This is a genomic window from Streptomyces sp. NPDC127038, assembly GCF_042725875.1.
GTDB lineage: Bacteria > Actinomycetota > Actinomycetes > Streptomycetales > Streptomycetaceae > Streptomyces.
The window spans coordinates 1-8,461 of record NZ_JBHXDQ010000127.1; the positions used below are offsets into that span (position 1 = coordinate 1).

General features: G+C 67.9%; 2 protein-coding genes. Both read right to left on the reverse strand.

Annotated features, from left to right (window positions below; translation table 11 throughout):
* Positions 1 to 170 precede the first annotated feature (170 nt).
* On the reverse strand, positions 171 to 1,343 hold the full coding sequence (locus tag ACFWI4_RS40780; RefSeq protein WP_387206732.1) for a DUF6183 family protein: 1,173 nt from the start codon (positions 1,341 to 1,343) through the stop codon (positions 171 to 173).
* 87 nt (positions 1,344 to 1,430) lie between these two features.
* The gene (locus ACFWI4_RS40785; RefSeq protein WP_387206734.1) at positions 1,431 to 8,165 is read right to left on the reverse strand and encodes an RHS repeat-associated core domain-containing protein; all 6,735 of its coding nucleotides are present in this window, start codon (positions 8,163 to 8,165) and stop codon (positions 1,431 to 1,433) included.
* Positions 8,166 to 8,461: the final 296 nt, after the last annotated feature.

Genomic DNA, 8,461 nt, shown 5'->3' on the forward strand with positions numbered 1-8,461 from the left:
CACCGCACCCACCCCCAACGCACGTCGGCCTCCACGACCCCAACCAGGTCGTGAAGGCCGACGTCACGCCGCGCCTTGAATTCGCCAACAGCGTCGAGCCATCCCGGCGGGGCGCTTTCTGCCTGCATTCCTGTCCGACCGGACGTGGGACGTCTCCGAGGCGGTCTCGGTCAGTCGGTGTCGGTGGCGGCCAGCACCGCGATCTCCTGACCGCCGGACCGCAGTACCGCGATGGCAAGATCCCACGCGACTTCGTGGAACCACACAGCCGAGGTGTCGGCACGGAACCAGCTTGCCCGTCGCACGAGTTCAGCCGTGTGCGCGATCGGGGCGTCCGCCGGAGCTCCGGTCAAGCCGCCGAGGGAGCGCCAGGTGGCAAGCCTTCCGTACGCGCCGTGGAGGCCAGGGCCGTAGGCCGATCCACGCACGGCGGCAGTGAGCAGGACCCGGAGCACCGAGTCCGGAGTGGACGGGTACAGCCGCGCCGGGGCCTGGTCCGCCGGCCAGGGAATGAGCGGCAGGAGCGCGAACGCGGCCGGCATGTCCTCCTCCGCCACTGGATCCGGTGACCAGAACTCCTGCGCAGCGATCTCGCCATTGGACTGGGTGCGCCAGTGCTGCACGGCCGCACTCATGGCCTCGGCCGACACCGGACCGCCGACCTCCGTCATCTCGATGCCGGCCACACGCAGACGCATCGACGGCGTGGCGTGCAGTTCAGGCGCATCGAAGGACAGCAAAGGCGTGGGGGGCACTGTCCAGGCCCAGTCGGCCGCCGCACCCGGCGGACGCCTCAGCCCGTGTTCCTCGGTCAAGAGACTCAGCGGCAGCGCTGCGAGGGGGTGTCCCGTGGTTATGAGCGTCTCCGCGAAGGAACGGAGCGCGGGACAGTCCGCCACCTCATCCGAAACGAGCACCAGTTCATGGAGAAGGCACGCCAGGAATTCACGTGAATGCACCGCCTCGGTTTCCCCGGTGAAGGCCGATCGCGCAATGTCCTCAATGCGGTGGCCGTGGGCGACGAGCGAGGCAAGGCGCCGCTCGGCCGCAATCCGCTCGGGGCCACGCGCGTGAGGCGAGGCGGGCACACGCAGCAGGGTACGCAGGCTTTCCACGCCCGGGTGCGCGGCCAGGACGCGGAGAACGTGATCAAGGATCGCTTCGCAGCTCGCCGAGGGGGCCTGCCCGGCGGCGGCTTGAGCGGCGAGCTCCGCACCGAGGTCACCCACCCAGTCGAACTCACCCGCGGAGACACGGGAGTCGACCTCCGCACGCAACGCGAAGATGTCTGCACCACTGGCTTCGTTCAGGGCCGCCACCGTTCGGGAGATGTCCTTGCCCATGTCGCGGATATTCCTCACTTTTGGTTCTTGTGCGAACAGGCTTGGCCGGAACCGGCGACGGTTCCGGCCAAGCCTGACTACTGATCCCTAGGGCCGGGCGATGGGATAGGCGCTGAGTATGCGGTTGGTGGCGGGGTCGACCGCCATCCGTACATATTCCTCGCCATTCGTTCCGATCTCCCTGTCCATGGGAATGGTGAACTGAAATGCGTCGTTGGGATCCCTGATGGCCTGGGACCTCCTGGACCACGCCTCGTCCACCAGGTCCAGAACCCTGTTCGGGTTGTTCTCGGCGAACACAGTATGCGTTGCCCTATTCGGGTTCGAGACACTGTGAGCGAGAACGTGATCCACCTTCCCAGGTCCATAGACAAGGCCACCCGGCGACATGAGGTCGCCGTTCCCTATGTCCGCGAAGAAGATCGGGCAGAACGAATCACTGTTGTGCACCAGTACCGGCGTGGAACCTGCGAGCACATAGTAGGTGTGCAGTTCCTCGACGGTGAGGTTGTACATGTCCGCGGCACCAGGCCGCCGCAGCACATCGACGACCGTGACTCGCTCGTCATCGGCGGTGATGAGGTCATGGCCGGGCACGAGGTCACCGGCACCGGTCCACGCATGAGTGGTTTCGTCCCAGAAGGGATGAGCGGCGGTGGTGTGGAGGGTGACAGTCCGGCCGCCCCGCTCCCGGACGGCGAGATCAAGGAGGTCGTTGTCGCGATGGACAAGGCGGGCGACCACCTTGCGCGGACCCTTGTGCCGGCCGGTCCCCGGGTCGGCGGCTTCGACCTCGTCACCCGGCTCGATCTTGCCGATCGCCTTGGTGCGCCCGTTCTTCATGAGCACTTTGGTGGTCGGCGTGAAGCTGCAGAGTGCTCTTTGGAGCCGAAGCAGCATGCGGGCGATGCGTGACGTCCCGCGGGCCACGACCGGAATCTCGCCCCCACCATAGGGCTGGGACATCACTTCACCGATGACGTCGCACTTGTCCCGGTTGTTGTTGACCATGCACTGGTACGCGGGCTCGATGATGGTCATGTCGCCGAGCGCGGACAGGAACTGCTTGTCGAGTTCCTTGCTGGCATCCATCTCCGCCTGGGTGAAACAGCTCAGGGCGAGCGGAGTGTAGACGGTCACGTAGGGGTTGTAGCGGCACTGGTTCGCGGTGAAGAAGTAGTCGTAGAGCTTCTTGGCCTCCTTCTTCCGCTTCTTCGCGAAGTACTCCTGGGTTTCCCGGTTGGCCTTGTCGCCTCTTTCCTTGTTCTTCTTGATGCAGGCCGCTTTGCAGGTGTTGGTGTTGTCCTTCCTGCCGCACAGTTCCGGGTTGACGTCGCACTTGGTGCGGCCGGTCGGGTCGCTGAAGGTGACCGGGTTGTTCTCGGTGTAGCTGTAGCCGTTCATCTGCTGCGGGTCGGCCGTGCTCATGACCGGGTCGACGCTGAGGAAGCGGCCGGTGTCCGGGTCGTACTCGCGGGCGCCGAGGTGGGTGAGGCCCGTCGAGACGTCCTGGGTGCCGCCGATGAAGCCCTTCTGGCCGGGCCAGGAGGTCGGGGCCATGCCGCGCGGGGCTCCGAACGGGGTGGAGCGACGCTGTTGCATCGACAGGTCGGCCGCGCTCACGGCGAGTTCCGAGGTGCCGTGGTGATCGCCGAGGAGGAACGAGAGTTTGCCGTCGTCGGTACGGATGGCCTGGTTGCCGCCGCCGAGGTCGTAGTAACGGGTGGCCTTGGGAGTGCTGCCGGAGGCCTTGGCGAGGGTGATCTCGGTGGAGCCGAGGTAGAGGGTGGTCTCGGTGTCGGTGCGCTGGATCAGGCGGTTGCCGTCGGCGTCGTACACGTACGACGTGCTCTTGGCACCCTGGGTGACCTTCGCCAGGTAACTCTCGGCGTCCCAGTCGAGGACCTGCTTGTCACCGCCGACGGTCCGGGTCTGGGTGTTGCCGATCCCGTCGTAGGTGTACGAGTCGACGGCGGTGGCGTTCGGGGTGGTGGTGGTGACGGTGAGGAGCCCGTGCGGGCGGACGGCCTTGGCGTCGGGGTAGGCGTACTCGCGGGTGACGTCCTTGGCCGCGTCGCCCGTCGAGTCGTGGAGGGTCTCGGTGTGCCGGTTACCGGTGACGTCGTAGGTGTAGGACGTCCAGTAGGGGGCCGGGCCACCGAGCAGCGAGCCGCTGGGGGTCGTGGAACAACCCGTGGCGCCCTGGGCCCAGGCCTCGGTGAGGCGAGTGAGGTAGTCGTACCGGAAGCACTGGTTGTCGGTGCCGTCGCGGGAAACGTCGCTGATGGAGGTGACGTTGCCGGCTTCGTCGTAGCCGTAGGTGGAGGACTTGTCGACACCGGGCACGCCCTCGCGGTCGACCCGCGAGTTGTCCAGGCGCTGGGTGCCCCACTGGTAGGTGTTGGTGACCTGGGTCTTCTTGGCGCCGCTCTGGTAGGTGAACTGGAGCGGCTTGCCCGTGTAGCTGTAGGAGGTGTTGGTGGTGTAGGTGACGCCGCCGGTACCGGTGAGGGCGACCGGTCGCATCAGGTCGTCGTAGGTGGGGGTGATGACGTCCGCGGCGAGGCTGCCGGCGGCCGGGTAGCTGCTCGACTGCACGGTGCCGTCGGTGTTGTACTTGATGTTCGACTGGTAGGAGCCGGCCAGCGCGCCGTTCTCGGTCGTCGCCGGGATGCTGATGGTGCTCCGGTTGACCCGGTAGAGCGAGTCGTAGATGTTGAACGTCGTGGTGTAGGCGTTGCCGCTCGCCCCACCGATGTAGCGGGTCACCGAGGCCGGCTGCCCCTCGGCTCCGGACGGGTCCCAGGTGCGCTTGGTGAGCAGCGGACCACTCGCGTCGCCGTCGTGGACCTCCAGCTCACGGCCGAGGTCGTCGTAGACGTGGGTGATCGTCTGCTTCGGGGTCCGGTCGTCGGTGGTGGAGATCAGCTGGTTGCGGTCGTCGAAGGCGTAGGTCGTGTCGCCCTTGTCGGGGTCGTGGACCGTCTTCGGGTTGCCACGTTGGTCGTAGGTGTAGGTCCACCGGTTGCCTGCCGGGTCCGTCATCGCGGTGATCCGGTCGACCGGGTCGTAGTCGTAGTGGGTGGTGTCCGCCGCGCCGGTGGGCGTGGCTCCCTTGTACTGCAGCAGGTCGGTGGTGCGACCCCTGGCGTCGGTGATCGTGGTGGTGGCCGTGCCGCCTGCCGGCGGGGTGACCGAGGTGCGGTCGCCGCCGTAGCTGGTGCTGGTGGTGGCCAGCACCTTGCCGCCGTCGCCGTTGCCCGCCACCTGCTGGGATTTCACGACGCGGCCCATGCCGTCGTAGGTGTTCCAGGTCTGGGTCTCCACCGCCAGCGCGTCGTCGAGCTTGAGCAGGTCGGTGGAGGGGGCCGCGGTGTTGTAGTACGGCGCGAACTCCTTCGCCGTCAGACCGCGCTCGTCGTAGAAGGTGTCGCTGACCAGCCGTCCGCCGCCCGGGCCGGGTGCCTGGCTCTGCCGGGCCCGCAGGAAGCCGTCGTACAGCACGTACGAGGCCCGCTGGGAACCGTCGTTCTTCAGCGTCTTCGTCGTGACCGCGACGGGCTTGCCGTCGGCGATGGTATAGACGAACTCGTAGTTCGGGGTGTCGCTGTTGGCCTTGGAACGGTTGGGCAACCAGATCTTCAGCTTGCGGCCCAGCGCGTCATAGATGGTGTCGGAGCGCTTGGCATTGGTGTCGAGCACCGTGACCGGCAGGCCCCGCGTGGTGTCGTAGGTGGTGGTCACGGTCTGCGCCGTGGCGCTGCTGCCCGCGGTGGCGGGCGGCGTGGTCACCTTCATCGTGGTCGGGAAGCCGGTCGTGGGCGTGTAGACCGTGGTGGTGGTCCGGCCGTCGGTCCGGTCGGTGCGCACCGGCGCGGTGCCCTCGGTGGCGGTGACGGTACCCGTGATGTCCGTGCTGGTCAGCTGGCGGCCATAGGTGGTGTCGTAGGTGGCACCTGACTCCGTGTAGGTGGCCGTGGTGCCGTTGTGCGACTTCAGGGCGGTCAGCCTGGTGGGATCGCCCTTGGTGGGCGCCGCGTTGTAGGCCTGGCCGTCGTAGGCCGTGCGGACGTCGGTGATGACGTCGGCCTTGCGGTCCGGCGTGGCGTCGCACTTGACCGCGACGGTCTCCACCCGGGACGGCTTGGTCAGGATCCAGGCGGTGGTGTTGTCGACGTACGTGGTGCGGGTGCACTGGTCGTCCGTCGCCGTCGAGATGTCACCGAGGTCCTCGCTCTGCACGACCCGGCCCGCGGTGTTCTCGAAGGTGCTGGACTCGGACGTCTTCCGCCACTTCTCGCCGGCGCCGTCGTCCAGCGAGGTCCAGGTACGGGTCGCGGCGGTGCCGGTCAGGTTGGCGGTGGTGGTGCCCCAGGAACGCACGCGCTTGGCCGTCTCGTGGTGCCAGGGCGTACTGACGGTCTTCTCCAGCACCCGGCCGCCCGGACCGCTGTACTGCTCGGTCTTGTACTCGAAACCGGCCGCGGAATCGTGGTCGGTGATCGAGCCTCCGTTGTCGTCGGACACCGTCACGGACTTGGTGCCGTCGTCGGGGGACGTGCCCTTGCGGTCGCCGTCCATGCCCCGCAGGAACCAGTGATCTTCCTGCGACTTCATCCCGACCGGGTCCTGACCGCCGGTGCGCACACGGACGTGGGCGTAGCCGCGCCACTGCGACCAGGTCTTGTACTTCTCCTTGGTCAGGCCGTCGTCGTCGGTGTAGTGCCAGGCCGCGCCGTCCAGGTAGTCGTAGCGCGTGACCTGGTCGGGGGAGGACTTGGTGCGGTCGGTCTGGGTGACCGCGTCGACCACGTACTTGTTGAACCACTGCACCGACGGTTCGGCGTCACCGGACTTGGTGAAGTAGACCGGGTAGCAGCGGGTGGTGTTGGTCTGCGGGGTCGGCAGGTCGCCGGCGTCGCAGGCCGAGGAGGAATAGGCGACGTCGAGCCGGCCGCCGGACTCGTCGGCGATGGTCGACAGCCGCTCCTTGATGAAGGGGGCGGTGTCGTCACCGGCGATGTCGAGGCGGTTGGCCCGCTGGTCGTAGCCGAAGGTGACCTTCGGCAGCGTGATCGCGGGGGTGGCCGACTTGCCGGTGTGCTGGATCGAGTCCAGCAGCAGCTGGTAGTCGATGTCCGCCATGCCCCAGCGGTAGCCCAGGGCCCAGGTGTCGATCGGCGTGTAGGTGCCGTCCGACTTCAGCACGTTCGTGGTGACCGAGGACAGCTTCTTGCGGGTCCAGAAGCTGGGCGAGGCGGACTTGGTGCAGTCCTCGCCGGACTTGCAGTTCAGGTCCCAGGGGGTGTCGTACCAGTAGAACTTCTTGTCTTCGATGGTCGACGGATCGCAGGTGACCCCGGTCTCGGGCAGGCAGCGTTCGGTGTTGGAGAAGTCCACCCGGGCCAGGGCCTTGGCCGAGTAGACCGTGTCCTTGCGCAACCCGTAGTCGATGTGGTCGACGTAGCCGCCGCGGTCGTAGACCGTCTCGTCGGCGGCCTTGAAGTTGCGGGCGTAGTAGTTGGATTCCTTCTTGTAGTAGTACGCCATCGCGTTGCCGTGCACGTCGACGACGTAGTCGAGGTTCCAGCGCCACGCCTGTTGGCACCAGGAGTCCTCGAACGACGCCTGGTGGCAGGGCTCGCCGGCGTCGTCGCCGTAGACCGGGACCGTCCAGGTGGAGTCGGTGGTGTCCTTGCCGGACGCCCAGCCGGGGAGACGGTTGTATCCGAAGAAGTACTGGGTGCCGTCGGTGGTCGTCACCTTCCAGTACTCGTCGTTGCGGGCACCGTTGGAGCGGACGTCGGTGGTGGAACCGTGGACCCGCTCGACCTTGGTGCCGTCGTCGCCCTTGATCCTGAACCTGTCGGTGCCGTCCGGGATCAGCTCGCCCGCGTGACCGTTGAACGAGATCGTGGCGTTGTCGTACGCCCAGCACATGTCGCCGGGCTTCTTGCCGTCGGCGTTCTTGACGTCGTCGTCGGCGCACGGCTTGTAGCTGCGCTCCACCGAACCGGGCCACAGGGCGAAACCGTCACCGGCCCACGACGACTGGTTGTTGGTCGCCGACGTGCGGCCGTCGATGCCACCGGAGGAGTACGACAGGCCCACCGAGGGGGCGAGCTTGCCGGGCACACCCGGCACCGGCATGTCGTAGGACCAGGAGAAGCTGCCCGAGTTGAGGCTGGTCGACCAGGTCGCCGAGGCCGACAGCTCACTCGCGGCGTAGTCCCCGTGCTCGCTGGAGGTACCGCCCTCGGCGGCCGTGGTGGCTGCCAGCAGGGTCGGCGCGGCACCCACCGTGGCGGTGGCCGTGAGCGCCGTACCGCTGTTGCGCGCGTCGATCGTCCGGCCGCTGCGGCACTTCGCGCGCTCCGGGGTCGTCACGGCGCACGCGGGCAGCTGCACCAGCTTCAGCCGCGACGCGTACGCGCCGCCGTAGGTCCGCGCGAACGCGGAGGTGTCCACGCCGACGCCGACCTTGTCACCGGTGGCCGCCGGATCGCGCCGGACCGAGAACAGCAGCCCGTCGACACCGGCTTTCCGCGCCGCCTTCCGGTCCAGGACCTGGACCGTCGCGGCACCGGTCAGCGATGTGGCCTTTGCCTTGGCGGCCGGCGTGATGAGGGAGACGGGAAGGTCTCCCGCCCGCCGGGTGACCGCCTTGGCCCCCGGTTTCAGGGTGACCGTCGCCGTCCCGGCGCGCGGCCAGGCATGCCGGGGCGCCTTGGCCGGTGTCCTCGGCTCGCCCTCCGTCCCACGCGGCAACGACTTCACGCCGTGCCCGGTGAGTGCCTTCTCCGACGCCGGGATGCCCGGCATGTCGTCCGCCTGGGCAAGAGGCGTACCCGCCCCTTGCAACAAGGTACCGATCAGCACCGCCGATACGACCCCGGCGATTCTGCGCCGGGGCCATCTGCCCGCTCTCAAAATGGTTCCTCTCATCCATGTGGTGATCCGCAGCTTCCGTGCGGAGGGGGCCCTTCGCGGTTACGGGGCGGCCCGGTGGACCCGCCCCGTAGCCGTGCGCTGTTCGGGCGGGCCCGCGGCCCGGCCGTCGCCGGCCCGGCCGCGGGTCCGCGGGGTCGCCCCCCCGTGAACGACGCCGAAGGACCCGG